The following is a 25,396-nucleotide window of genomic DNA, read 5'->3' as shown; positions in this document are numbered from 1 at the left end:
CATAAATATGACCTTTTCGACACATTCATTTAGGAATCATAGCTAAAAGAGGATAGGATGACATGCAGGATTCTCATACTTGAGGATGTCCCCCTTGACGTTGAACTTATGGAGAGGGAGATAAGTCGCTCAGGAATTGATTTCATCTCAGAAACTGTTGAAAGTGAGGAGGACTTTGTAAGGGCACTTCATGAATTCAGGCCGGATGTTATACTGGCTGACCATTCACTACCATCCTTTGATGGCCTCTCTGCCCTGGCAATAGCACGCAAGCTGTGTCCAGATGTGCCTTTCATATTCGTGAGTGGAAAGATAGGTGAGGAATTCGCTGTGAAGGCACTTAAGAGTGGGGCCACTGATTATGTTCTTAAGAGCAACTTCTCAAAGGTTCCCGTTGCAATAAGAAGAGCCCTAAGGGAGGTTGAAAAGGAGAGGGAACTTGAGAGGACAAGAAGGTCCCTCGCAGAAAGTCACTGGCAGCTGAAGGAGGCTCAGAGGATAGGTAAGATCGGAAGCTGGCAGTGGAATTTTGAGTCAGAAACACTTTCATGTTCCGATGAGGCCCTGAGGATACTTGGAATCAGAAAGGATGATTTTGGGGGCACCCTTGATGAGATGGTATCAAGGATCCACCCTGAAGACAGGGAGTCATTCATTGATTCAATCACAAAAAAGGAGCCCTTTGAGGCGGAGTACAGGGTGGTGCGGGATGATTCAGTGGCATATGTACTTTTCAGGGCAAAGGTACTCTCTGACTCCCGCGGGAACCCCATATCCATGATAGGAATAAAGCAGGATATAACAGAGGACAAAAACATCAGAGAATCCCTGGAGGCCTCTCTTAGGGAGAAGGAATTCTTGATGTCTGAGATACACCACAGGGTCAAGAATAACCTTCAGCTTATCATAAGCCTCCTGAGGCTTCAGTCCAGGTACATAGATGATGAGGAATCCCTTGAGATATTCACCGAGTGCCAGAACAGGGTGCGGTCGATATCCCTCGTACATGAGAGGCTCTATGGCTCCAGAAACGGGATGGCCGTGAACCTATCTGACTACATTGAGGAACTCATTGGTGAACTTAAGGGCATGTGCCGCGGCAGGGATGTGGTGTTCAGGGTGAACCTGGCTGAAATTGAGGCAGGGATCAACACCGCGGTTTCCATAGGTCTGATAGTCAACGAACTTGTAACAAATGCCATAAAGCACGGTACCGGAGATTCAGGGGAGATAAAAGTTGAACTTGAATCATTCAAAGGTTCAGGGGTCCTGATGGTTGCCGATGATGGTTCTGGCTTACCCGAGGACCTTGATCTTTCAGATCCTCCAGGTTTCGGTCTAAGGCTGGTTAATTTCATGTTAAGCAGAATTAAGGGCTCAATTTCGGCAGAAAATCAGAATGGCGCGGTATTCAGGATCACATTCGATCTTGGTGGTTGATGATGAGGAGAAGGGTTGTCATTGTGGAGGACGAGGAGCTGGTGGCCCAGGATATCAGGGTTATACTTGAAGGTGAGGGCTATGAGGTTCCTGCGATATTTCATTCGGCTGAGGATCTCCTTGAGGGAATTGAGGACCTCCAGCCAGACTCCATAATAATGGACATCATGCTTGCAGGTGAAATGGATGGGATAGAGGCTGCGAGGATCATAACAGAGAAGATGGACGTACCCATCATATACCTCACAGCCTACAGCAGCAACGATATCCTCAAGAGGGCCGGTGAAACAGAGCCCTATGCATACCTGCTGAAGCCATTCCATGAGAGGGACCTCAAGGTCAACCTTGAGATGGCAATCCACAAGCATGAGGCAAAGAGGAACAGACTTAAACTCATCCGTGAAAGAACCCTGAATGAATACCTTAAAAGGTCAATAGCTGAGAAGGAAGCTCTTCTCAGAGAACTTCACCACAGGGTCAAGAATAACCTTCAGCTTATCATAAGCCTTCTTTCACTTCAGATAAGGTATGCTGAGGATCCCGCCATGGAGCACTTCTTCAGGGACTACGTTAACCAGCTGAGGTCAATCGCGGTTATACATGAGAGGGCGTACCCATCAGGTGGCAGCTACATTATTGATTTTGGTGATTACCTCAGAAGCATCTCCTCCCAGCTTCTAGAATCATATGGTGCATCATCATCTGTCCGTCTGGATATAATGGCAGATGATGTGTGCCTGAATATGGACACTGGGGTCCCACTGGCACTCATAATATCGGAACTGATATCAAATTCACTGAAACATGCATTTGAGGGTGAGGGGAGGATAACGATTTCCATTGAAAAAATGAATGGCTCCTACCTGCTGGTATACACTGATAATGGAAGGGGACTTCCAGAGGGAGTAAGATTCCCGGATGGGGGATCCTTTGGGTTCAGGATGATTGAAAACCTTTCCATGCAGCTTGGGGGGAATATAAGGGTGGAAAAACCTGAAAGGGGAGTTAAATTTACATTTGAATTCACTGAACAGGTCTACAGTGACAGAATGTCATGATAAAAGAAATCTTTGGATGCCCAGAACCATTTCAGTATTCCAGGTCATTCAGGAGGTATTCGACCTTTGAGGGGAGGCTGTCATCTGATAGCATGTAGTGGACCCACACCCCTATCTTCTCTGATTTAAGGAAACCTGCCCTTTTGAGTATGTTGAGGTGATGTGAGACCGTTGGCTGGGGCTTTTCGAGTGCTGCCATGATTTCACAGACACACAGCTCCCCTTCAGATAGGAGATGGATTATCTTGAGCCTCGTCGGGTCGGCGAGGGCCTTAAGGGCATTTGCATCCCTTTCTATTTTATCATCATCAGGTAGCCTTTCAAGTCTTTCCTTAAGTCTCTCAAGCTGTTCAGGGCTTGGTTTATCTGCTGAACATGTCCTCATAACAATTACCTAGCATTTCTGTTTTTTGCTGTGGACCACCAGTACAGGGACGGTTGAGTGCCTTACAACCTTCTCTGAGACACTCCCCAGAATGAACCTTTCAAGGGCGTGCTTTCCTGAAGCACCAACGACTATGAGATCAGCACCTTCCTCATCAGCGACCCTGAGGATGGTATCTGCCGCCTGACCCTCAAGCACCATCTTCCGAACCTTAGCAGGACCCTCCATGGAGCCTGCGAGTTCCTCGACCCTCTCCAGAGCTTCCTCGGATTCCCTTCTGAAGAGTTCTGTAACCTTCTTTGTTAGTTCCTCAACCGGGAGATTCTGGAGTGCCTTTGTTTCGGTGACTGAGAGTGCTATGAGTTCTGCCTGGTTCTGCCTGGCGGTTTCAATGGCGTATTCCGCGGCCTGATTTGAGCATTCGGATCCATCTGTTGCAAGCAGTATCCGTTTATACATCTTTTACCTCCAGATAATTCATCCATAAATACTTTAAAGTTTCTCCTTAAGGTTCCGGTAGAGTGCCGTGAGTTTATCCCTGTAAATGGATCTTATATGGTCTTCTTCAGTGGTGATGGGTTTTATGGGAATCAGGTCCATGAGCACATCTCTTTGAGGGTAGCTGTAGAATGCTTCAACCGCACCAAGGGTCATTGATGAGACTGCCGTCCTGACCTCTTCGGTGTCCATCCCGAAGTCCACGGCCAGCCTTTCAAGTTCATCCAGCTGGAACCATAGATAGGTGGGGCCCATTGCAGTTATAATTGCGTATGCCTCAAGTTTTTCCTCATCAACCTCTGGAAAGTCTCCTAAAGCGTCAAAAATTGATTTCAGATTTTCTTTATCTGATTGGGATGCTTCAGTGGCTATGCAGAATGGGTTGTATCCCCTGTTGATGATTGATGGGGCATTGGATATAACCCTCGCAACCTTTGGGTGGTTCATGGCATTCTGCATGTAACCCATGCTTATTCTTGGTGCAAGGGATACCACCAGGGAATCCCTGGGCGGCTTTATATTGGCGAGGACATCCTTCAGGACAGGTGGGTGGAGCGCCAGGAAGATCAGGTCCCCCTCAGCGTTTCTGCAGTCGGTTGATGTATTAACACTGAACTCTTCCTCCAGACTCTTCAGTGTTCCCCCATCGGTGTCACAGACCATAACGTCCTCTGGAGTCCTCCCGACCCTCTGAAGGCCTCCAATGATTATTCTTACTACCCGCCCCCCACCTATGAATGATATTTCCATTTAGATCATCATTTCATTTTTCTTTCACAGTCCATACAGTAATCTGTGTCCCTGTCGGTTTTGAATAGTTTGCCGCATCCCTTACAGTTAACATATCTGAGTCCTGATTTTTTCTTTTCAAGGATACCTGTCTGGCATGCGCAGGCCCTTGAGGAGATCATGGCCTTTATTTTACCCTCAAAACCCTTTTCTTCCTTGACCATTGAATTCACCATAAAAAGTGGATCAGGAGAGGATCTTCATTATCTCCTCCTTTGAGGCGACCCTTCCCATGATTTTGAGTTCACCGTCAACTGCAAGTCCCGGGAGAGCTGTGAGTCCCGCTTCAAGTATCTCGTCCATGTCCTTCACCTTCTCGAACTCTGCATCTATTCCCAGTTCCTTAACGGCTTCCCTTGCATTTTTCTCAAGCATCTGGCAGTTTGCACATCCTGTACCGTATATCTGTATCTTCATCTTATCACCTCAATCATATTATCAGGTTGAATAGGTAACCTGTAAGTGTTATGGAGACTGCGAGTATTGCTATGAATGTTCCAAGGAGCCTGGACTTCATAACCTTCCTGAGGATTATCATTTCTGGAAGGGATAGGGCTGTTATTGACATCATAAGTGCCAGGGCGGTTCCGGCAGCCATTCCCTTCTCTATGAGTGCTGATATGAGGGGTATGGTCCCTGCTGCATTTGAATAGAGGGGGACACCTATGAGTACAGCCAGGGGGACTGCGAGGATGTTGTCTGAACCGGCATATTGCAGCAGGAAATCGGATGGTAGATAGCCGTGTATCCATCCGCCTATGGCTATCGCGACTATTATGTAGGGCGAGACCCTGCGGAGTATATCCTTCATTTCGTTTTTTGCTATGATGTACCTTTCCCTGAGGGTTGGTTTAGGGAGCTCAACATCTGCTGTGCCCAGCGCCTTCATCTTCTCAAGTGTCTCATAGACGTAGTCTTCAAGCTGGCTTTCCATTTTGAGTTTTCCTATGAGCACACCGCCAATTACCGCTATTATGTACCCTGATATGATGTAGAATGCGGTTATCTGCCACCCGAAGAGTCCCAGGAGGAGCACTATTGCTATTTCGTTTATCATAGGGGAGGATATGAGGAATGAGAATGTGGCTCCCAGAGGCACGCCAGCCTCAACGAACCCTATGAATAGCGGGACCGCAGAACATGAACAGAATGGTGTTATTATACCTACAAGGGCTGCAATGAAGTTTCCTGTATACTTGTGCCTTTTTTCAAGGATCTCTCTGACCCTGTTGGGGGGTATGTATGTCCTTATGAATGATATGACGAATATGAGTGTTGCAAGGAGGATGAATATCTTTATGGTGTCGTATATGAAGAAGTTAACAGCGCTTCCCAGGTGTGATGCGGGTTCAAGCCCAATAAGATTGTAGGTCACATAATCGGCAAATTCCTGTAACAACCTTTAACCTCCAGATCAATATATTCAAATCTATGGATATATTGCTGTTGTAGTTTATATAATTTTTGGTATCAGACACCACTCACTGAGGATAACCCACTGGAAAAATAAGATTGAAGCTAGAGGAGCTTTGCACGGTCATAAACATTTTTAAGGGTCTGCATATCCACACTGGTGTATATCTGGGTTGTTGAAAGGTTTGAATGCCCCAGAAGCTGCTGTATGGCCCTTATGTCCACACCATTCTTTAGGAGATGGGTTGCAAAGGAATGCCTGAGGATATGTGGGGTCACCTTCTTGTTTATACCTGCCTTCCGGGCGTAGTTCTTTATCATCATCTGGACGTACCTTGGTGTGAGGGGGTCCCCGAAGCGGTTTAGGAAGAGGTACTCACTCTCATGGATCCTCCCCCTGAGGTACTCCACAAGGAGGTCCCTTGTGCTCTCATCAAACAGGACTATACGATCCTTATCACCCTTACCCCTTATCCTAATTGTCCGCTCACCGGTGTCAATATCATTGACCTTGAGTGAAACAAGCTCAGAGACCCTGAGACCCGAAGAATAAAGGAGCGAGAGTATCAGTCTGTCCCTGGTCTTTATGAACCTCTTAATGGCCGAACCATCATCTGAGAGTTCAACGGCATTTATGAGCCTCATAACCTCATCCTCATTGAGGGACTTGGGTAGGGACTTCGTCCTCTTGGGAGCCTTGACCTCCTGCAAGCAGTCTATTTCACTGAACTCAAAGAACTTCTTGATAACAACGGTAACAAGATAAATGTAGTTCTGGGTGACGTTCTTATCCCTCTTAAGGTACTGTATGTACCTCTTGAAGGACCTCAGAACCCTTCTATCATCGTAGAGGTCATCCTCCTCCATCAGAAATTCGTAGAAATTTTTAACAATTGACCTGTAGGTTTTGATGGTGTTGGGGGAGTAGTTCCTGATTTCAAGTTCCACAAGGTAGTCCTCAATGAGTTCCGGGAAATTGTAGCGTTCAAGAAGACCCTGTTTTTCCTCTGACTCTCTCTTCATGTTCATGGTATCTACCATAAATGCCCACTTAAATCTTGCGGATCAGTGGCATATCACATGTAGCTTCGATCTATGTTCTCACTGTTATAACTTTGATGTGACATCCTCTGTGAACTTGAGAGGTCCTTCTCAAGGGCCTTCTCATAGCTCTTGTACCTCCTGAGGATCTGGTCCTCAATGGAAACAGCCTTCCTTATTGCAACCTCCATGTGCTTGGTCTCGATGTATTCGCTGCCATCCATTACCGCAAGGTCCCCGGCCATCCTCACAACACCACCAAGGTCCCTGAGGCGGAGTGTAAGGGCATCATCCATGTCATCAACGGCCCTGGCCCTTCTCCTCGCCTCCTCAATAAGGAGTTCCACAGCGGCAGCCCGTGCATGGGGTATCTTTCCATCAAGCTCTATCTCCTGTGCAACAAACTGCGCGATTTTTGCCCTGTTTTCCTCAGTATCGGGCATCGTGGTATTCAGGAGAAGCTCATAGCCCTCCCCCTGAACCCTTGAGCGAAGAGGGGGGAGTATGTACTGGAGATCAGCAATGTTACAGGCACCCACGAATATGAAGTCACAGGGGACCTCATCAACCTTAACGGAACTCCCGGCGCTCTGGGGGTTTCTGCCGACTATTGGGAATGTCTTATCCTGCATGGCAGTGAATATGAACCTCTGAAGGCCTGCTATGTGGACTATCTCGTCTATGAAGAGCACGCCCTCATGGGCCTCGTGGATTGCGCCCGGGACCACACGTTCATAGGGCTGGGAACCCAGGTCAGGGTGTCCCCCATAGGGGTCATGGCGGACATCACCCAGGAGTTCGGTTTCACTTGCCCCCGTGGCCTGAATGAAGGTTTTCCTCTCAAGGGGGACTATGACGTTCCTGGGTTTCTCTTCAACCATCTGCCTCCTCTTTTCAAGGGCCCTCTGATCAAGGACCTTGATGCTGTCTCCACCAACCCTCTCGTAGATCACAACCTCCTCAACACCATCCATGATCCTGGTGGTTGTGACCCTCTTCTGGGGCACGCTGAGGCTCCCTGAACTCATCTCGAACATTCCGAGGAGGTCTCCGATGTGTTTCCTCCTTGCCTTAATGTGGGAGAACTTATCGCCGCCACATTTGGGGCAGATGCTGTTGTAGGCGCTGCTGTACTCGCCGCAGTGTATGCACTTGAATCCCAGGCGTTCTGCAACCGCCTCAGGGACACTATGGGGATCTATGAGTTCACCCTCAGCCCTTTCAATCTCAAGAATTTCATCCTCTATTTCCTTGCGGTTTTTAACCTCAACGAATGGTCTTTCAGGTCTTTCAGGGTTATGGACAACTGTTATCTCCTCTGATGGTTCAGGGAGGTGAAATGATATTGCCTGTGCAAGGAGGGACTTTCCTATACCTGGCGGTCCCACGAGAAGCAGGTGCCGCCTCTGCTTTGCAGCTATCTTTATCATGGGCATGACGTCCTCATGCCCTATGACCCTCTCAAGGGGGTCTTCAGGTATCTTAACGTCTTCTGTTGTGTTTATATCCTTCAGGTACTCACGGTTCATGTCGACATACATTTTTATGCCTTCCATGGGTTCAGGTGTGGCCTGTTATGAGTTTGAGGTTGTGGGGTTTCTTGACAATGTCCCCGCTCCTCACAGCCACAAGGTATCTGAGCCCCTTTTCAAAGGAAAGGTCCACGAGGCGCTGTGTTATCACACCATCAAAGACCACAGCGTAGGGGTGATTGTTGGCGCGACTTAGTTCATCGTAGAGGTTCTCCACCTTGACCTCCTTCAGTATATTGAGGGCGTCATCGAGTATCTCGGCATTTCCTGTCCCCTCAAGTTCCTTCAGGATATTCCGGAGGAGCACCATCTTGTCCTCTGATTTCTTCTTCTCCTTCTGCATCCCCAGGTCATGGTAGAACTGCTCAACGGGCACCTTGTTTCTGAGGGCCATCATGATCTCATCCTTCTCAAGGTCCTCCACCTCCTTGCCCTTGGGTGCCCTTGTGACGTAGTCTATATCCCCCACCTGGAGGAGCTCCTTGAGGATCAGTTCCCCGCCCCTGTCACCATCGACAAAGGCTGTGACCGTTTTCTTCTTTGTGAGCTCTGCAACGGTTTTGGGCACACTGACCCCCTCAACTGCGATGGCGTTCTTTATACCGTACTTGAGGAGGTTGAGGACGTCGGATCTTCCCTCCACAACAAGTATGGCGTCTGAGGTCTCAACGTTGGGTCCTGCTGGAAGCTTTTCATCACCATACTCTGTGATTTCATGGACCCTCATGGCCTCCTTGACCTCTTCGATCATTCTGAGGCTTTCAGGGGTCACTTCCTCCATCATGCTGGCGTATATCTCCTTGGCCCTCTCAACGACCCTTTTACGTTTAACCGCACGGACGTCCTCAACCTTTGTGACCTGTATGTAGGCCTCACATGGTCCGACACGGTTTATTGTTTCAAGGGAAGCTGCGAGTATGGCGGTTTCAACACGGTCAAGGCTTGATGGGATGATTATCTCCCCCTTTGATTTACCACCCCTTGATGTGATGTTGACCTTGATCCTGCCGATTCTACCTGTCTTCTGGAGTTCCCTGAGATCCAGGTCATTGCTGAGAAGACCTTCAGTCTGTCCGAATATTGCCCCAACAACATCAGGTTTCTCAACGATTCCGTTAGCATTAATTTGAGCGTGAATGAGGTATTTGGTTGTACTTATTTCTTCTTTTCCCATGTAAACCCTCCTTTGAGGAATGAACTGGTTATCAAATTGAAAAAATATGATGATAACAGTTTTCAGATATTATCAAGGGGGTACGGGCATACCTCCAGCTTCAGCCTTTCGATGTATGAAGGAAGGCTCTGTATGTCCTTGATGTATCTTCTGGTCATCCCCATGAGTCTTCGTCGTATTCTGAGGTCTGGATTTGCTCCAAGGCTCTGTATATCAGTGTACAATCTTTTTGCAAGTTCACTGCCCTTACGGTCAAAATCTGTAAGTATGATAACCCTCGAGGCTCTGGCTGCCCTGAGGGCGATTTCAGAAAGTCCCATCATGGATCCTGAAACCTTTATGAAGGGTCCCTCGACACCCAGTTCCCGGAGGGCCTCCTCGTCCTTCCGGCCCTCGATGAGAATGGGTACTCCAAGTTCTCCCTGGTACTTAAGTTCATTTATTTCATGTGTTATCTGCTGAAGCTTTATAAGAGACATATTGAGCCCTTTCAGTAGCTTGATAATATCTATATTTTATATGGAGATACTGATATATAAAATAATCACAGATGTCCCTTGCTGGAATGGGACTATATTTAAATATCCTTTCTATCATAATACCCATATCATTTTAAAGAATCATGGAGGAAAGATGGTGGCTAAGGGCCTTATAAGAATTGTTCTGGATATACTAAAACCACACGAACCCATAATACCTGAATATGCCAAGTACCTGAGTGAACTCAGGGGCGTTGAGGGTGTTAACATAACCCTCATGGAGATCGATAAGGAGACAGAGAACATCAAGGTCACGATTCAGGGAAACGACCTGGATTTTGATGAGATAACAAGGGCCATTGAGAGTTATGGGGGCTCCATTCACAGCGTTGACGAAGTTGTAGCTGGAAAAACCATGGTGGAAGAGGTTACAACTCCTCAGGATTGATTACATGGCCATAAAGGGCATAAAACCCATTGAACGCCTGAGAAGTTTCCGCAGCCCGCGGGATCCCCTGAGGCTCCTTTCTGACATATCAGCCCCCCAGGTTTCAGATGCACTCAAGGCGGTGGCAGGTATAAGTGGGGTTATACACTCCATAAAGCCTGTTAACAACCTCAGGCTCTGCGGATGGGCTGTGACCGCAAGCACATCAAGCAGTGACTGGGGGACCTCTGTACTGGCCATAGACGCTGCAGGTAAAGGTGATGTTGTTTTCATAGGGACTGATGGCGATGATATGGCCGTCTGGGGAGAGCTCACATCAAAAACCGCCATGACTAAGGGCATAGCAGGTGCTGTGATCTACGGATCCTGCAGGGATAGGGATGCACTTCTTCAACTTGAATTTCCGGTATTCTCCAGGGATTATGTCCCCTGTGCAGGGGAACCGCTGGCAGAGGGGGGGCTCAACGTGACCCTTGAGTGCGACGGTGTCAGAGTTGAGAGTGGAGACCTCATATTTGGAGATGAATCTGGAGTGGTTGTGGTTCCCGCTGAGATTGTGCCTGAAGTTGTTCGTGCAGCAATGGAAATCAAAAAGAAGGAATCATCCATCAAGGAGAAACTTGCCGAGGGCTTCACCCTTTCTGAGATTCTTGGATTGAAGTAGTGGGTTTCCATGGGAGAGAGGGACGTTTTTGCTTACATTGGGGAGAATAAGCGTACCATAGTTCTCTCCTTCATTGCTGTTGCTGTTCTCATATTCATTATAGGATTATTTGCAGGCTTTGGGGATATTCTGAGGGCCCTTGAGAGGACCAGCCCCTATTTTCTTGCATTGAACTTTCTCCTGGAGGCACTTATACTTGTGCTGTGGACGTTGAGATGGAGGCTTATACTGAACCTGGTTGATGATGCTCCATCGTTTCCCAGGCTCATGATGCTTCTTTTTGCAAGCATCTTCGGTAACAACATAACCCCAGGGGCCGCAGGTGGCGAGCCACTAAGGGCATACCTCCTGCGGGAGGTTGAAGGGACGCCATTTGAGATAGGTTTCGCGTCTTCAACGGCAGACAGGGTCTTTGAGTTCATACCCTTTGCGGTTATATCAATTCTCTCAGCGGTCCTCATCATGACCTGGAGCATATCCATCTGGACGAGGGTTGTTGTGAGTGTCCTGATCTTTTTCACAATAGCATTTTTTTCCGCTGCAATCTATGCCGGAATGAACCGTGATATTGCCCAGAGGCTTGCCCTATCTGTTGTGAGAAGAGCTGTGGAGTGGTTTTCAAGGTTCAGGAAGGGGGATGTCAGTTTCTCCAGAATACATGAGAGGGTCATATTCTATATAAACAGGTTCAGTGAGGGCTTTTCAACAGCGATAACTGATAAGAGGGTCTTTATGGCGGGCATTTTTGTTTCACTTGGAATGTGGGCCCTCGATGTTTGCCGCATCTATATTTGCTTCCTGGCAGTTGGGGTTTCACCACCTGCAGTGCCCCTTATAATAATATACACCGTGGGGATCCTGATATCACTTTTACCACTTCTACCGGGATCCCTTGGACTGAGGGAGGGTATACTTGTGGGTCTATTTGCTGTTGCAGGGATAGGGGCTGATTATGTCATGGCTGCCAGTGTGGTTGATAGAATCGCAAGTTACTTTGCACCCACCATTATAGGTTTTCTCGCAGCGCTGTATTACGGGAGATACATAATGGCCCCTGGGGATTGACTCAAGAAAACCATGCACATCCCTGTACATCAAACACTGTTTTAATATAAAATTATCGAAACATTTATATAGTAGTAAGTAAAGAGTACACTATATAAAATTTTCGGTGAATTATGAAGAGTTTAGGGAATATTTCACATGTCTCCAGCAAGGGAAGAATCATAGTACGTTCCGCCAGAACACCGCAGCTTGGAGCACCCGTTTTTACTTCTGAAGGGAGAATGATAGGGAAAGTGCACGACATCTTCGGTCCAACACGAAATCCATACATATCAGTAAAACCAGTTCGTGCAATAAAACCTGAAAAGTTTGAGAACCGAGCTGGAGAGACTTTATACGTGGGTATAAAGAATGTGAAAAAATGGGGGCGAAGGAAACGAAGGAGAAAATGAGGTCTGATGTTTCTGAAATAGAGAAGGAAACAAAATGCCCTGAGTGCGGCTCTGAGGATCTCAGGGGCGACTACGAAAGGGCTGAAATAGTATGTGGAAAGTGCGGTCTTGTCATAGACGATAACCTGGTTGACATGGGTCCAGAATGGAGGGCCTTTGACCATGAACAGCGTGACAAGAGGACAAGGGTGGGGGCACCCATAACCTACACCATACACGACAAGGGTCTATCAACCATGATAGACTGGAGAAACAAGGACATCTACGGAAGGGACATCCCAGCAAGGAACAGGGCCCAGTGGTACCGCCTCAGGAAATGGCAGAGGAAGATAAGGATTTCAGGGGCCACAGAGAGAAACCTCGCATTTGCCCTGAGCGAACTCGACCGTGACTCCTCAAGACTTGGGTTACCGAGAAGCGTCAGGGAAGCCGCATCAATGGTCTACAGGAGAGCCGTTGAGAACAAACTCATCAGGGGAAGAAGCATTGAGGGAGTCGTTGCAGCGTCACTATACGCGGCATGCAGAAGCTGCAATGTCCCCAGAACACTTGATGAGATCGCGGAGGTCTCAAGGGTCAGCAAGAAGGAGGTTGGAAGGACCTACAGGTTCTTAACAAGGGAACTCAACATAAAGCTGCCGCCAACATCCCCTGTTGACTACGTACCAAGGTTCGCAAGTGAACTGGGACTCTCAGGGGAGGTCCAGTCCAAGGCCATTGAGATCATAGAGATGGCAATGGAAAACGGCCTCACATCAGGTAGGGGCCCCACCGGTGTTGCAGCAGCAGCCCTGTACATAGCATCGGTCCTCCTAGGGGAGCGCAAGACCCAGAGGGACGTTGCAGAGGTTGCAGGTGTAACCGAGGTGACAATAAGGAACAGGTACAAGGAGCTCACAGAGCAGCTTGATCTTGGTGTGACACTCTAGTTACACCAGGAACAATTTTTAATGAGTTTTTATCAGGATCTTTCTTTGCACTGTTTTTTGGGAAATTCAGAATAAATTTTTTCTTTATATTCTGTATACTTGTTCTGAAATCATGGATTTTCAGATAGACACTATAATCTTCTATTTTTTTCAATTTATAGTCCTTCAGAACTTAAAAATAAGAAAAACAGCTAAAGAACCTTCAGGAACGGTTCTGCGGTTTAACATCCCCTTGAACATTCATCTATTGCCCTCCTAAGGGCATCTATTATCTCGTTGTTACCCCCATCATAGTCCTCAAGGTTCCGTCTGTAGATGTCAAGTCGCCCAAGGAACCCCTCAAGAGTCTCCCTTTCTGTCTCCTCATGGAATTCGCCGTAGCCCAGCTTCTCAAGGTACACCGCATTGAGTATCTGCTCGAACTGTCCCTTAACAGGAACACTGTAGACTGGCTTTCGCAGGTAGAGGGCCTCACTTATCAGTGTGAAGCCGCCGTTTGTTATAACAGCAGCCGCAGACTCAAAGTCCCTGAAGAACTGGTCCTCATTGAATCTCCTGAAGGTGAGGTTCCCATCCACTTCATCCCTGTCAAAGCCGTATACGATGAATTCCCTGTCCAGGTTCTTCAGGATCTCAATGAGCCTCCTGTTTGACCTGCTGGTCTGGTAGACCAGCACATGGTCCCCATAGTAAGGATCAAGATTCATTATCTCCTCCCTCAGGACAGGGGGATACATGGATACCTTCTCGGGGTTTTTGACCTCAGGGAAGAAATAACTGGTTATTAGATATCGCCTGGGCCTCACAATGAATGACCTCACAACAGCCGCGGCCTTGATCTTGTCCCGCCTGAATTTCTCAGGGTACTCTATCCTGCACTGGGTTATGACGTGCATGTTGTCTATGCTTATCAGGGGTATCCTGAGCATGTTGCTTATGACACTGGCATAGAACTCAAAGTCAGACACCACAACATCCGGCCTGAAATCTTTCGCTATCCTGTAGAGGAGTTTGAGGTTCTCCTTGAGGTCCCTGGGGAATGTTTTCATGGCCTTTACGAATGTTTTGATGTCATTTACACTGTTATCCTCATAGACCGTGTTGAAGCCGTATATCTCATGGACATTATCAAATTTGCTGCTCAGGTACCTGTAGGCGCGGTCACTTGCAAATATGAGGACATCATGATCTTCCGTTAGCTTGTCCAGGATCACACCACTCCTTATGGCGTGTCCCATCCCCTCACCGCAGACAGAGTAGAGAACCCTCTTCTTCTTGGAGTGCCCGAATTCGTATTTGAGGTCACCTGCACTCACCTTCTTTCCCATGAAGTCATATATCGTGCTCTTTGTGTACTTGAATGCCAGGTTCCTGAGGCCCTCCTTTTCAAGCCTTCTTATGGATACCAGAACCCTCGGCTTCCTCAGAACCCTGAACCTGCTTATCTTACCTATGCGCTCAATGTAGTCGGTATCCTCTCCAAAGTCAAGGGATTCATCGAAACCACCAACCCTTTCATGAAGTTCCTTACGGGTGAGTATTCCATAGCAGCCTGCCCCGTGGGGTTTAATGGATTCAACGAGTATCATGAATCTGTTTGCGAATTCGTGGAGTATCTTGTCACGCCTTCTTGTTGAGAGGGGTATCATCTGGGTTATGGCGATTCCCAGCTCCTCTGATTCGAATTCCTCTACAGCATCCCTGAGGTACCCGTCGGTGAGGACAAGGTCGGCGTCCAGAAAGAGGAGGAGTTCTCCCCTGGCGACCTCAGCCCCCCGGTTTCTACCGGCTGCGGGCATGCCACCCTCAACCACCCTGCAGCCGTACTCCTCTGCGATTTTCCTGGTATTATCCTCAGAGTCTGCATCTGCCACTATAACCTCGTAGTCTGTAAAGTCCTGTTTCCTTATGCTCTCAAGCAGCGCCGGTAGATATTCCTCCTCATTGTATGTGGGTATGATTATGCTGAGTTTCATCCATTATCCTCCTTCAGAAGAATGAAAAGAAGTTCCATGTCATGAAGAACCCGCTGCATCTACCATCAAGGCGGCGGGTTAACCTATCAAGGAGCACCATCTCGTTCTGATCCGGTGAAAGTTTCAGTACCAGCGTATCACCCTTTCTCTCCTCTGAGAGAACAGGGAGCCCCTCAAGGTTGGGGTTGCCGGATGGCTCAATGATGGTGACCTCATAGTACCCGGGCACTGACCCCAGGATTCCAAGGAGCACCCTCAGAACCACCAGTGAGGCTATTATGAGTGCCGGTATTTTAAGGTTCCCTGGGCTGAAGGGGACCCTGAGGGCGCTCATACCTATAATCCCGGATAGCCCGACAAGTGCGGGGGTTGAGAAGAGTCCCCCGTCTATTATACCTATTATTGTGGATGCTGTGGCGAATATGACTATCGCCACATGGAAATCCCTCCTGTCACCTGTTGATAGAAGCCCAAAGATGTATATCATTGTGATTGAGATGATTGTAACCGGGAGAAGGAATGGGATGTGACCTGCCAGTGATGAACCTGTATGGATGTCTGATGAGGCAGGCACTACAAGGCCGGTGAGGGGGCTGAGGCTTGCCTTGAATACATGGGAGTGTGTCAGGCTTGTTGAGGCAGCTGGATTCATTGATATGAAGGTCGTGAATGGTGATACGCCCATTTGAAGGCGGAGTGCCAACTCAACTGCAAGGCCGGTGAGGTATGTTACAAATGCTACAATCGCCGAGATGTAGAGGTAGGTGTTCTTATCGAGGCCTTCAGGGCCAAAAATTCCACCCTCCCTGAAGAGGGGTGCAAGGAGGAACATGGTCCCCATTATGGTGAAGAATATCACATCCTTGCCCTCTGAGGAGCCCATGAGGAATACATGTGTGAATGGTGTTATTATGGGGTCGAGGATGTCTGTGGTGAAGAGTGTGATTGCCAGTGCAATGAAGATTATGCCGGCTGCCATGAATCTGTCTGATCTCAAAGTTACTCACCAGAAGAAATTAATTTAATTAGCAGGGAGAGATATGGATCTTGTCACTTATAAATTAATCGTGGTAATGATTGATGACTGAACACCTCAGGTTATAAGATGGATCCGGTATTCTATATTGCGGCACTTCTTCTCACAGGCATAGTGGCTGGACTTGCAACAGGCCTCCTGGGTGTCGGGGGAGGCTTCATAATAGCGCCGGTGCTCTTCTTTTTAATGGAGTCCTCAGGCACACCAGAGGATATAGCAATAAGGACAGCCTTTGCAACAAGCCTTGCAGTTATTCTCCCAGCTGCCCTAACAGGGGCTTACTCACATTACAGGAGGGGCTGTGTTGATGCAGGCAGGGCCATACCCATGGGAACTCTCGGTGTATGCGGAAGCATCCTGGGGGTTCTGACTGCCACATCATCACCTGCGGGGGTCCTAAGGGCGGTATTCGGTTTGCTCCTGATCCTTGTTTCACTGCAGCTCCTCCTGTCGTCCCGGATTTCGCCCTCCCATGGGAAGAGGAATGCCGCCATTTCACTGGGCTTCATCGCTGGTTTCCTTTCAGGTCTCCTTGGCATAGGTGGTGGAGTGGTCCTCGTACCACTCCTCGTGCTGGTTGGAGGTTTCGATGTCCTTGAGGCTGTTGGGACATCCTCGGTTGTGATTGCGATGACCGCAGCATCGGGCACAGTCTCCTATCTCCTGAGCGGACCGGGGGGCCAGTTTTCTGTGGGATACGTTAACCTGGTCCAGTTCACGGCCATTGCATTCATGAGTGTCCCGGCCTCACGTCTTGGTGTTATGGTAGCCCACAGGATTGATGTGAGGTACATAAGGTACCTTTTCATAGTCCTGCTTCTTGTCACGGGCTTCAGGATGATCCTTTAAGTTTACATGGCTTTCTACGTGTTACGAATCCAGATGATCCTCAGGTTTATGTAAAAATCAGATGAAATTTCATAAAATATATAAAATCAGATGAACATAATAACAGACCGGTGAGATGATGCTGAAAAAATGGATGGGTCTCCTCTCGGTTATTCTCGGTATTGTATTTCTTGTATCTCCGATCTCAGGTGTAACAGCCATAAGCATACTCACGGGTCTTGTGCTCTCGGCTCTTGGTTTGTGGATGCTTGCAAATGCCATCATGGCCAGGAGGTACATGGAGGTGGGGATACTCTGGATGATATTTGCAGTTATAACCCTTGCAGTTGGCCTCATGCTTGTCTTCAGGGTCTTCCTCATAAATCAACTTGCCGGGGTCTGGCTTTACGTTACGGGCATCCTCCTGCTTGTTGCGGCGATACTGATACTTGCAGCAGGTTCCCAGAGTTACCTGAAAAGAAATGCTGGTATAATCAGCGCCATCCTGGGGGTCATATACATCCTTATGGGGGCGCTCTCGTTCAACCCTGCCTTCGTGGGTGTCGCAGTTGGTCTTATACTTGTTGTTTATGGGGTGGCGGTGCTGAGGTCACCGTGAGCCACCCGAATAAAATCAGCTACCTTTTTATGGAGAGCACAACCCACACCACAATGAAAAGCGCGAATACAAGGTAGAAGATTGTCCTTGTTCTCCTCACCCTCTGCTGATTCTTTGATAGAATCTCCTGGCACCTCTCTGAACAGGTCACCTCGTCCATGGGTATGGGAGTGCTGCATACAGGACAGTGCTTGTGCGGTTCAACCATTCTCTTTACCTCCATTTTTTGATGAATTTAAGTTTCCACATTTATTCAGGGATAACAGTGGTTCCTACTCCACCATCGATTGCCCTCAGAAGGTTCTCAGGGTCACTGCCATTGGCTATGATGGTCTTTATCCCTGACCTCTTTATCATCTTGAGGGCTGTATGGTCAAAGAACTCGTAGGTACCGGCCTTCACATCGGATTCGCTGAGGTGCTCCAGCATATCACTGGCGCTGATCTCAGGGTAGAACCTTGCGTCCGGGTACTTCTGGGGGTCCCTGTCATAGAAACCATCAACCGACGTGAGGTTTATCATGAGGTCGGCCCCAACTGTTTCGGCCAGTATCGCCCCAACTGCGTCGGTGCTGTGGGCAGGCTCGGTACCACCCATCACAACTATTCTGCCCGACGCTGCAAACCTGACGGCCTCCCTGAAGTTTTCAGGTACAGATGGGTACGCACTTTCACCGAGGGCTGTTATCAGGATCCTTGCATTCAACCTTGTGACATCGATTCCTATATCATCGCACTGGGCCTCCCCTGCCCCCAGTTTTCGTGCAAGCCCTATGTAATCACGGGCTGGTCTGCCCCCACCCACAACCACAAACAGTTCATGTTCATTCCTCAGTGAATTCAGAATATCGGCGTATGCCCTGAACATTTCATGTGTGAATTCACTTATCAGGATTGATCCTCCAATGGTAATAACAATTCTCATAACGATCCACCGTGAAAATTAGTTGACTCTTCCTTTCCAGTTATGGCTGAATCCACTTATATCTTTTCTCCCGACATCCAGTAAACTTTATAATTACCCCGCCCCATATACAGTTACAGTTTATTTTATCATTTTCATGAGGAGTGATTCATAGTGAGTGAACCATCATCAAAGGAGCTTTTCGAATTCAAGAGAACCCTCCAGGAACTCTCAGATAAGAGGGGAAGGGGGACAGAGCTTGTATCGGTATACATACCCCCCGACAGGCAGATCAGTGACGTTGCAAAGCATATGAGGGAGGAGCTGAGCCAGAGCGCCAACATCAAGAGCAAGCAGACCAAGAAGAATGTGCAGTCCGCAATTGAGGTTATAATGCAGAGGCTGAAGCTTTTCCCGAGACCACCCGAGAAGGGCCTTGTGATGTTCGTGGGGATGGTTCCCAGGGGAGGCCCCGGTACAGAGAAGATGGAAACCTACGTCTTCGAGCCACCTGAACCCATAAAGACCTACATATACCACTGTAACTCGGAGTTCTACCTCGAACCCCTGAAGGAGATGCTTGAGGAGAAGGAGACCTATGGTCTGGCTGTACTTGACAGGAAGGAGGCGACCATCGCAACCCTCAGGGGTAAGAGGATAGACATCCTAAAGACCCTCACAAGCGGTGTCCCGGGTAAGCACAAGGCGGGTGGTCAGTCCCAGAGGAGGTTCGACCGCCTCATAGACCTGGCAGCCCACGAGTTCCTCAAGAGGATAGGGGAGCACATGAACGAGGCCTTCCTCCAGATAGAGGACCTCAAGGGCATCATCCTCGGGGGCCCTGGCCACACCAAGGAGGAGTTCCTCAATGGGGACTACCTTCACCATGAACTCAAGAAGAAGGTCATAACCACGGTGGACACATCATACACAGGGGAATTCGGTATCAGGGAGGTCATCGACAAGTCAATGGACGTCCTGAGTGAAATTGATGTGATGAGGGAGAAGAAACTGGTCCAGCGCTTCCTCAGGGAACTAATAAATGAGGATGGACTTGCATCCTATGGTGAGAGGGAGGTCCGACAGCACCTCCAGATGGGCGCAGTTGAGGTTCTACTGCTCTCAGAGGACCTCAAATACCAGAGGGGAACCTACGAGTGCGCCTCATGTGGTCACAGCATGGAGAAGACAGGTAAGGATCTACCGGACACTGAAACCTGTCCAGAATGTAACGATCAGATGAGGCTCTCAGACAGGAGGGATATGATCGATGACCTGGTTGAGATGGCTGAGGAGGTTGGAACCGAGGTTGAGATCATATCAACAGAGACAGAGGAGGGTATGCAGCTCCTGAGGGCCTTTGGGGGTATAGGGGCGATACTGAGGTACCGCCCCTGAGCATTCAGAGGGTTAAAGGTACCTTGAGGGATCCCAGAATAAGTATTAGATGAAGGGGACCCTCCAGGTCCGCAATGAGTGTGGCTCTTTTTATATCCATCTCCCCCTTCAAGTGCAGGTAGAGTCCAGTGTAGATGGCAAGGATCACTGCAGCAGCACCGGTTCCAGATACAAGCCTTAGGAGGATACCTGCACACAGAATAACAGCGCTGGTGGCGTTTATAACCTGCAGGATAACTGAACTTCCATTTTCACCGTAAACTGCAGGAAGTGTTCTGAGTCCCTGCAGTCTGTCTGATTCAAGGTCCTTGTAATCACTGAAGGCAGTGTTCACGCATACCTTCAGGAAGATGAAGGTGAACACCACGAGGTGCGATGCTGTGAGGGTACAGGGATCTACCGGTAGAACGGTCCATGAACTCCATATGAGGGCCAAGTAGATGTTTTTAAAGCCAGTAATTCTTCTTGTGAGGTTCTTGAAGAATCCTGTGTAGAGGATCCCTGCTGTCAGAAGAACCACGGTAAGAGCTGTTATGAAGGGGTCCCTGCATATGCCAAGCAGCACGATAAGTGTGACTGCACATGATGCAATAATCGATTTACCCCACCGCTCGCTGAAAAGGGACCTCCGGGGGTCTGTGAGGGAATCCACTCTGGAGTCTGCAAGGTAGTCGTAGGAGTACACAGTTAGGGGGAGCATGAAGGATATCGCTGCGTTTATGGGGCTGCACTGTTTTTCAAGAAGTGCGGACGATGCCAGAAGGAGTGATGGCCCCCAGAGCGCTGGGAGAATTCCACCATAAATGAACAGGTCTTTCAGGGCTGAAAAAAATTCCCTTAAAATTTTGACGTTTTTCAGAAAACCGATTTCATATACATGGCCTGACATAGTATTAACTATGTTTAAATGAAATCTTATCGATATCTGACGATTTTATCTGAAAAAATAATTCAAAATTAGATGGGATTGTGGTAATCTTTTAATCAATCATCTGATCTGCAGCCCAGTATTAGGCAGAACACTGAATGCATTTAAAAAATGGAGTTCAGTATACAGGTGCTGGAGAGCACATTTAATCGAATGGGATGATATTAAGGTTTAAAACCATTTAAAAGGTTAAATAGGGTATAAAAACCATAAAAGGCTTTAGAGTGAAATTTCAGGTTTTTAGAGAATGAAAAAAGTCTTTAGGGATGTGCTCATGGGTAAGGTGGGGATAATGAAATTGGGATGTTTATCATCCAAGTCTGCTGACCCTTATGAGTGACTCAACGGGTACACCATCAACCTCAGAGATCCCCTTCTTATCTATGAGGACGGTGACCGCCAGGGGTTTGGCTCCCTGCTCCCTGAGGACCCTTACAACCTCACCTATGGTCCTCCCGCTGGTTATCACGTCATCAACAACCACAACCCTCTTGCCCTTGACCTTTGCAAAGTTGCTGCTTATGGCGCCCTCTGCCCCCTCATCCTTCCGGTGTTTCACAGGGTGGAAAACGGCAAGGGATGTTTCAAGACCTGTCTCAGCCCCCATGACATCGGCCATGAGGGTGGCGAAGGGTATGCCGCTTATGGCTATACCGAGCACAACATCTGCAACACCATACTTGAGTGCCATGTCTGCCATTGCAGCGGAAACATACCTCATACGGGATGAACTGCCGCCGAGGCTCTCCCAGTTGATGGCAAAATCCACAGGGACCTCCTTTGGGGAAACTGAACTGGTGGTCTGAAGCGTCAGCCACCTGGCAGTATCCTTTGATACGTTCAGTTCATCTGCAATTTCCCCTGTTGTAAAACCCCTTTTCCTCAGTTCCCTAGCTTTCTTTATAAGTTCATTTTCCATTACAAGCACCTCAAATATCGCCGTTAAGTTTCACGGGCCTGTGTTCCCTCGCAGATTTCATGGCTGCAAGTACAGTTCTAAGGGCGTATATGCCGTCCTCACCTGTTATCTCAGGCTCCTCATCGTTGATAACCGATGAGAGGAACGATTTGATTTCATTCCTGAGGGGTTCCTCATGTTTGATCTGGATGTCCTGGGCGAATTTTCCGTACACATCCAGTTTCTGATCGATATAGTCAACGTTTATTATGCCATCTGTTCCTGTGATGGCGAGCTTCCTCCTCTTGTAGGGTGTGAGCCAGTTAACTTCAAGCATCCCTGTGATCCCGCTTCTGAACTTTGTCATTATCTCTGCATGGTCCTCATATTCACACTTCTCTAGTATGCTCCCCATGACCGCGTATACCTCTGCCACTGGTTCACTGAAGAGGTAGTGCATGACATCAAGGTCATGTATCGCCAGGTCAATTGTAACACCAACGTCCTTTATCCTCGGGGGGAATGGGCCGACTCTCTTTGCAGATGCAGAAACCACGTCCCCTATCACATCATTTTCAATTAACTCCTTTGCCTTCTGAACAGCAGGGTTGAACCTTTCAACATGCCCTGTCCCCAGCTTCAGACCCTTCCTGCGGGCTGTTTTCACCATCTCCTTGGCCTCTTCAAGTGTGAATGCAATGGGCTTTTCCACAAGAACGTGTTTATCGTGTTCAAGGGCATCCATGACCACACGGTAATGGTGGGTGGTTGGCACGCAGACACTGACTACCTCTATCTCTGGTATCTCAAGGAGGTTCTCGTAGTCCACATACCCTACAGCATCGTACTTGTTGGCAACCTTCTGGAGTGTTCCCTTCATTATGTCGGATACGGCCATAAGATTCGCATTTTTAAGTCTGTAGTAAACCCTGGCATGGTTGTAACCCATGGCTCCAACGCCGATTACACCCACATTTATCTTTCTCAAATATAATCCTCCATTTCTTTGGCAGCTTTTTTACCGATTTCCTCTGCTTTATCAACAGATCCTTTAACATTAACTCTTTTGAGTATCTCACCATCTCTTGTTAGAAGAACAGCATAGAGATTGATCTCTCCATCAGAGGCCCTTGCTATAACGCCAAGTGGGCACTGGCACCCGGCACCCAGTTCCCGGAGGAGAGCCTTCTCGGCTGCGACCTCCTGCTGGGAGGGGTAGTGGGTTATCCTATCAATTGATTCCCTCAGTTCACTGTCTCTTCTTGTTATAACAGCCAGGGCCCCCTGCCCAGCGGCGGGCGTGAAGTATTCCAGTGTGAATCTTTTTTTAATGCAATTTTCGAGTCCTAGACGCTTTAAACCCGCCTCGGCCATTATGGTTGCATGGACCTCCCCTTCCATCACCTTTCTTATCCTAGTATCTATATTTCCTCTTAGGGGCTCCATCTTAAAATTTTTTTGGTGATGATTGCAGAATGCCTCCCTCCGGAGACTGCTTGTTCCAAGTTTAGCACCGGGGGGAAGTTCATCCCAGTCAAAACGGGATACAAGGACCTCATTGGGGGATTCCCGTGGGGGTACCGCTGCAATCACAAGTTCAGGGTCAAGGTCACTGGGGACGTCCTTGAGGCTATGGACAGCAAAGTCAACCTCCTCCTCAAGGACTGCTATGTCAAGTTCCCTTGTGAAGAGGCCCCTTGAGTCCATACTGTAAAGCTGGGAATCCTTTATTCTGTCACCCTTTGTCTTTATGATTCTCCTTTCGATCCTCTCACCGCAGATTTCGCTGAGCATATCAATGACGTGGTCGGTCTGTACCAGTGCCAGGCGACTCCCCCTTGTTCCAGCTATCAATGAATCATCTCCAGTAAACGTTAATCACTTGAAAAATTTATGGCATCCTATTTATAAGTTTTTAAAAACTCACGATTATTAAAAAAACCCAATTTCTGACTACATACACTGCGTTACTCATCATCTTCTTGAGAGGTCACGGTACTCTGACCTGTAAATCAGGATCACGGTTTCATGTTCAAGGGCAGCCTTCAGTGCATCATCAGGGGACTTAAAGTAGGGGCTGTTTTTATGGGTTTTTCTCATTATACTGTACCCCAGTTCATCGGTGAACATGATGTTGAGGTCACTGAATTCTCTAAGAATTTCAGAGAGTCTGTCCTCATCTATATCCTCACAGGTAACCCCGTATCTTCCACCTATGATCACCACAGGATCAGGGAGGTCCTCGGCCATTTTCAGTGTGTACTCGACGGCCTTCACATTCAGACCGGGGTTCACCTCCTCTATTATGCAGGTGCCATCCACTTTTCTGATTGATGTGCGGCCAGGTATTCCCTGGAAGCCCTTAACCCCCCGCTGGATGTCCTTCAAATCCAGGTTAAGTGTGAGAGCGGCGCTGACTGCGCCAAGGACGTTTGATAGGTGGTGCTCTGCAGGTGCAAATGTTTCAATTCCAAACTCTGTATTGATCCGGTTACCATCAATGGTTTTAAGGTTTTTCACAGTGACAGTGGCCACCGTGGAATCGAGACCGTACCTGATATCGGTGGCATGGACACTGGCACCGGTGTCAACCGAGAATGTGTTTGTCTTATCCCCAAAATTCCGGTAGTATCTGTTGAATGCCTGAAGGTCACAGCAGACCATCCTGCTTTTGAATATCTGCCTCTTGGCGGAACTGGCCCTTGATGTGCCATTCCTTATGGCGTAGTCCTCGGCTATATTTGTCAGCACACCCACATCTGCAAGGCCCGTACCACCAAGGGAGACCTCAAAGATGGCTGAACCATAATCACGGGGACCAGCGAGTTTCACGGTCTCAATCATACTGGCAGGGGTTATGCTTATATCCCTCCTGAGGAGTTCAGGACCCGCATAGGACCCCAGGCTGCTCAGGATGAGGGGATTCAGGTTCTCCATGATCTTTCTGAGTATCCACACTGCGCTTGTCTTACCCTTAACCCCTGTAACCTCAACCACAGGTATCCCACGTGCTTCCTTCCAGGGGCCCAGCAGAAGGCCTGTTATCTCATGGTGGGTTATATCAGCTTTAACCGGGCAGTGGACCGGTGCTATTATGGTTGAATCGGCTATGGGACCATCGACCTCATCGATGCCCATTTCAAGGAGCATTTCATGGTCAGAGCCCTTCAGTGTCCCGTATATGTCCCATGCCAGGACCTGGTCCGATATTTTTTTCAGTTCACGGGCAATGGTAACTCCACCATGTGTGAGGTCAACAACAAGGGGTTTTGAGATGGTTTTGAGGTCTTTGGTCATCTGTATAACCTTTTTTAACCTTTTTTGGGTTTTGAGATGGTTTTGAGGTCTTTGGTCATCTGTATAACCTTTTTTAACCTTTTTTGGGTTTTGAGATGGTTTTGAGGTCTTTGGTCATCTGTATAACCTTTTTTAACCTTTTTTGGGTTTTGAGATGGTTTTGAGGTCTTTGGTCATCTGTATAACGTTAGTCCAGTTAAATGGCT

The 25,396-nt window shown here is 48.1% G+C and carries 29 protein-coding genes; 10 read left to right on the top strand and 19 right to left on the bottom strand.

What is annotated here, in order from left to right:
• Window positions 1-57 precede the first annotated feature (57 nt).
• Window positions 58-1,440 (top strand): sensor histidine kinase, encoded by a 1,383-nt coding sequence (locus OXN82_RS05370; RefSeq protein WP_321210939.1) that lies wholly within the window; start codon window positions 58-60, stop codon window positions 1,438-1,440.
• Window positions 1,441-1,442: 2 nt separating this feature from the next.
• Entirely contained in the window at window positions 1,443-2,498 is a 1,056-nt protein-coding gene (locus tag OXN82_RS05365; protein ID WP_321210938.1) for a histidine kinase dimerization/phosphoacceptor domain -containing protein, read from the top strand.
• A 31-nt stretch (window positions 2,499-2,529) separates the two neighbouring features.
• Here the strand turns inward: OXN82_RS05365 and OXN82_RS05360 are convergent, their stop codons facing one another.
• The 10 genes from OXN82_RS05360 to OXN82_RS05315 all read right to left on the bottom strand — a co-directional run bounded on the left by OXN82_RS05360 (window position 2,530) and on the right by OXN82_RS05315 (window position 9,809).
• Window positions 2,530-2,883 (bottom strand): ArsR/SmtB family transcription factor, encoded by a 354-nt coding sequence (locus tag OXN82_RS05360; protein WP_147671669.1) that lies wholly within the window; start codon window positions 2,881-2,883, stop codon window positions 2,530-2,532.
• Between the two features lie 9 nt (window positions 2,884-2,892).
• The gene (locus tag OXN82_RS05355; protein WP_321210937.1) at window positions 2,893-3,342 is read right to left on the bottom strand and encodes a universal stress protein; all 450 of its coding nucleotides are present in this window, start codon (window positions 3,340-3,342) and stop codon (window positions 2,893-2,895) included.
• A 33-nt stretch (window positions 3,343-3,375) separates the two neighbouring features.
• Window positions 3,376-4,131 (bottom strand): pyrroline-5-carboxylate reductase family protein, encoded by a 756-nt coding sequence (locus OXN82_RS05350; protein WP_321210936.1) that lies wholly within the window; start codon window positions 4,129-4,131, stop codon window positions 3,376-3,378.
• Between the two features lie 8 nt (window positions 4,132-4,139).
• The gene (locus tag OXN82_RS05345; RefSeq protein WP_147671672.1) at window positions 4,140-4,334 is read right to left on the bottom strand and encodes a hypothetical protein; all 195 of its coding nucleotides are present in this window, start codon (window positions 4,332-4,334) and stop codon (window positions 4,140-4,142) included.
• A 22-nt stretch (window positions 4,335-4,356) separates the two neighbouring features.
• Window positions 4,357-4,587 carry an MTH895/ArsE family thioredoxin-like protein gene (locus OXN82_RS05340; RefSeq protein ID WP_013296100.1) on the bottom strand — a complete coding sequence of 77 codons (231 nt, stop codon included), beginning with the start codon at window positions 4,585-4,587 and terminating at the stop codon, window positions 4,357-4,359.
• Between the two features lie 13 nt (window positions 4,588-4,600).
• On the bottom strand, window positions 4,601-5,569 hold the full coding sequence (locus OXN82_RS05335; RefSeq protein WP_321210935.1) for a permease: 969 nt from the start codon (window positions 5,567-5,569) through the stop codon (window positions 4,601-4,603).
• A 119-nt stretch (window positions 5,570-5,688) separates the two neighbouring features.
• Complete coding sequence (gene xerA / locus OXN82_RS05330) at window positions 5,689-6,624, bottom strand: site-specific tyrosine recombinase/integron integrase (RefSeq protein WP_321210934.1); 936 nt, start codon at window positions 6,622-6,624, stop codon at window positions 5,689-5,691.
• 35 nt (window positions 6,625-6,659) lie between these two features.
• Window positions 6,660-8,165 (bottom strand): ATP-binding protein, encoded by a 1,506-nt coding sequence (locus tag OXN82_RS05325; RefSeq protein ID WP_321212163.1) that lies wholly within the window; start codon window positions 8,163-8,165, stop codon window positions 6,660-6,662.
• 19 nt (window positions 8,166-8,184) lie between these two features.
• Window positions 8,185-9,330: a DNA primase DnaG gene (gene dnaG / locus OXN82_RS05320; protein ID WP_321210933.1), complete on the bottom strand. Its 1,146-nt coding sequence runs from the start codon at window positions 9,328-9,330 to the stop codon at window positions 8,185-8,187.
• 62 nt (window positions 9,331-9,392) lie between these two features.
• A complete protein-coding gene (locus tag OXN82_RS05315; protein ID WP_321210932.1) occupies window positions 9,393-9,809 on the bottom strand; it encodes a toprim domain-containing protein in 417 nt (138 codons plus the stop codon).
• 154 nt (window positions 9,810-9,963) lie between these two features.
• Here OXN82_RS05315 and OXN82_RS05310 point away from each other — a divergent pair, with 154 nt between their 5' ends.
• The 5 genes from OXN82_RS05310 (at window position 9,964) to OXN82_RS05290 (ending at window position 13,307) form a co-directional block, all read left to right on the top strand.
• Window positions 9,964-10,257, top strand: coding sequence for a DUF211 domain-containing protein (locus OXN82_RS05310; protein WP_013296094.1), 294 nt, complete (start codon window positions 9,964-9,966; stop codon window positions 10,255-10,257).
• 4 nt (window positions 10,258-10,261) lie between these two features.
• Window positions 10,262-10,921, top strand: a complete 660-nt coding sequence (locus tag OXN82_RS05305; protein ID WP_321210931.1) for an RraA family protein — start codon at window positions 10,262-10,264, stop codon at window positions 10,919-10,921.
• Window positions 10,922-10,930: 9 nt separating this feature from the next.
• Window positions 10,931-11,986 carry a UPF0104 family protein gene (locus OXN82_RS05300; RefSeq protein WP_321210930.1) on the top strand — a complete coding sequence of 352 codons (1,056 nt, stop codon included), beginning with the start codon at window positions 10,931-10,933 and terminating at the stop codon, window positions 11,984-11,986.
• Between the two features lie 113 nt (window positions 11,987-12,099).
• Window positions 12,100-12,378, top strand: coding sequence for a Gar1/Naf1 family protein (locus tag OXN82_RS05295; RefSeq protein WP_147671680.1), 279 nt, complete (start codon window positions 12,100-12,102; stop codon window positions 12,376-12,378).
• Entirely contained in the window at window positions 12,375-13,307 is a 933-nt protein-coding gene (locus OXN82_RS05290) for a transcription initiation factor IIB (RefSeq protein ID WP_147672016.1), read from the top strand. Before OXN82_RS05295 ends, OXN82_RS05290 begins: the two co-directional genes overlap by 4 nt.
• 221 nt (window positions 13,308-13,528) lie before the next feature.
• Here the strand turns inward: OXN82_RS05290 and OXN82_RS05285 are convergent, their stop codons facing one another.
• A complete protein-coding gene (locus OXN82_RS05285) occupies window positions 13,529-15,283 on the bottom strand; it encodes an MJ1255/VC2487 family glycosyltransferase (protein ID WP_321210929.1) in 1,755 nt (584 codons plus the stop codon).
• A 13-nt stretch (window positions 15,284-15,296) separates the two neighbouring features.
• Window positions 15,297-16,280, bottom strand: coding sequence for a hypothetical protein (locus OXN82_RS05280; RefSeq protein WP_321210928.1), 984 nt, complete (start codon window positions 16,278-16,280; stop codon window positions 15,297-15,299).
• 108 nt (window positions 16,281-16,388) lie between these two features.
• On the opposite strand from OXN82_RS05280, the gene OXN82_RS05275 reads away from it, so the two are divergent.
• Both OXN82_RS05275 and OXN82_RS05270 read left to right on the top strand, forming a co-directional pair.
• Entirely contained in the window at window positions 16,389-17,168 is a 780-nt protein-coding gene (locus OXN82_RS05275) for a sulfite exporter TauE/SafE family protein (protein WP_321210927.1), read from the top strand.
• Window positions 17,169-17,286: 118 nt separating this feature from the next.
• Window positions 17,287-17,766 (top strand): DUF308 domain-containing protein, encoded by a 480-nt coding sequence (locus OXN82_RS05270; protein WP_321210926.1) that lies wholly within the window; start codon window positions 17,287-17,289, stop codon window positions 17,764-17,766.
• Between the two features lie 19 nt (window positions 17,767-17,785).
• Here the strand turns inward: OXN82_RS05270 and OXN82_RS05265 are convergent, their stop codons facing one another.
• Entirely contained in the window at window positions 17,786-17,974 is a 189-nt protein-coding gene (locus tag OXN82_RS05265; protein WP_013296085.1) for a DUF2116 family Zn-ribbon domain-containing protein, read from the bottom strand.
• A 41-nt stretch (window positions 17,975-18,015) separates the two neighbouring features.
• A complete protein-coding gene (pyrH, locus tag OXN82_RS05260; RefSeq protein WP_321210925.1) occupies window positions 18,016-18,690 on the bottom strand; it encodes a UMP kinase in 675 nt (224 codons plus the stop codon).
• A 153-nt stretch (window positions 18,691-18,843) separates the two neighbouring features.
• Here pyrH and prf1 point away from each other — a divergent pair, with 153 nt between their 5' ends.
• A complete protein-coding gene (prf1, locus tag OXN82_RS05255) occupies window positions 18,844-20,067 on the top strand; it encodes a peptide chain release factor aRF-1 (protein WP_321210924.1) in 1,224 nt (407 codons plus the stop codon).
• Between the two features lie 4 nt (window positions 20,068-20,071).
• Here prf1 and OXN82_RS05250 read toward each other — a convergent pair whose 3' ends face one another.
• The 5 genes from OXN82_RS05250 to cfbE form a co-directional block, all read right to left on the bottom strand.
• Window positions 20,072-20,956, bottom strand: a complete 885-nt coding sequence (locus OXN82_RS05250; protein WP_321210923.1) for a UbiA family prenyltransferase — start codon at window positions 20,954-20,956, stop codon at window positions 20,072-20,074.
• Between the two features lie 349 nt (window positions 20,957-21,305).
• Window positions 21,306-21,914, bottom strand: a complete 609-nt coding sequence (locus tag OXN82_RS05245; RefSeq protein ID WP_321210922.1) for an orotate phosphoribosyltransferase-like protein — start codon at window positions 21,912-21,914, stop codon at window positions 21,306-21,308.
• A gap of 10 nt (window positions 21,915-21,924) precedes the next feature.
• Window positions 21,925-22,881: a Gfo/Idh/MocA family oxidoreductase gene (locus tag OXN82_RS05240; protein WP_321210921.1), complete on the bottom strand. Its 957-nt coding sequence runs from the start codon at window positions 22,879-22,881 to the stop codon at window positions 21,925-21,927.
• Entirely contained in the window at window positions 22,878-23,747 is an 870-nt protein-coding gene (gene hemC, locus OXN82_RS05235; protein WP_321210920.1) for a hydroxymethylbilane synthase, read from the bottom strand. Before hemC ends, OXN82_RS05240 begins: the two co-directional genes overlap by 4 nt.
• A 120-nt stretch (window positions 23,748-23,867) precedes the next feature.
• Window positions 23,868-25,190, bottom strand: a complete 1,323-nt coding sequence (gene cfbE, locus OXN82_RS05230) for a coenzyme F430 synthase (RefSeq protein WP_321210919.1) — start codon at window positions 25,188-25,190, stop codon at window positions 23,868-23,870.
• Between the last annotated feature and the right edge of the window lie 206 nt (window positions 25,191-25,396).

It is taken from the genome of Methanothermobacter sp. DP (assembly GCF_026692625.1).
Lineage (GTDB): Archaea > Methanobacteriota > Methanobacteria > Methanobacteriales > Methanothermobacteraceae > Methanothermobacter > Methanothermobacter marburgensis.
Note: the sequence above shows the minus strand (reverse complement) of the source record. Positions and strands in the feature narration are given on the sequence as shown.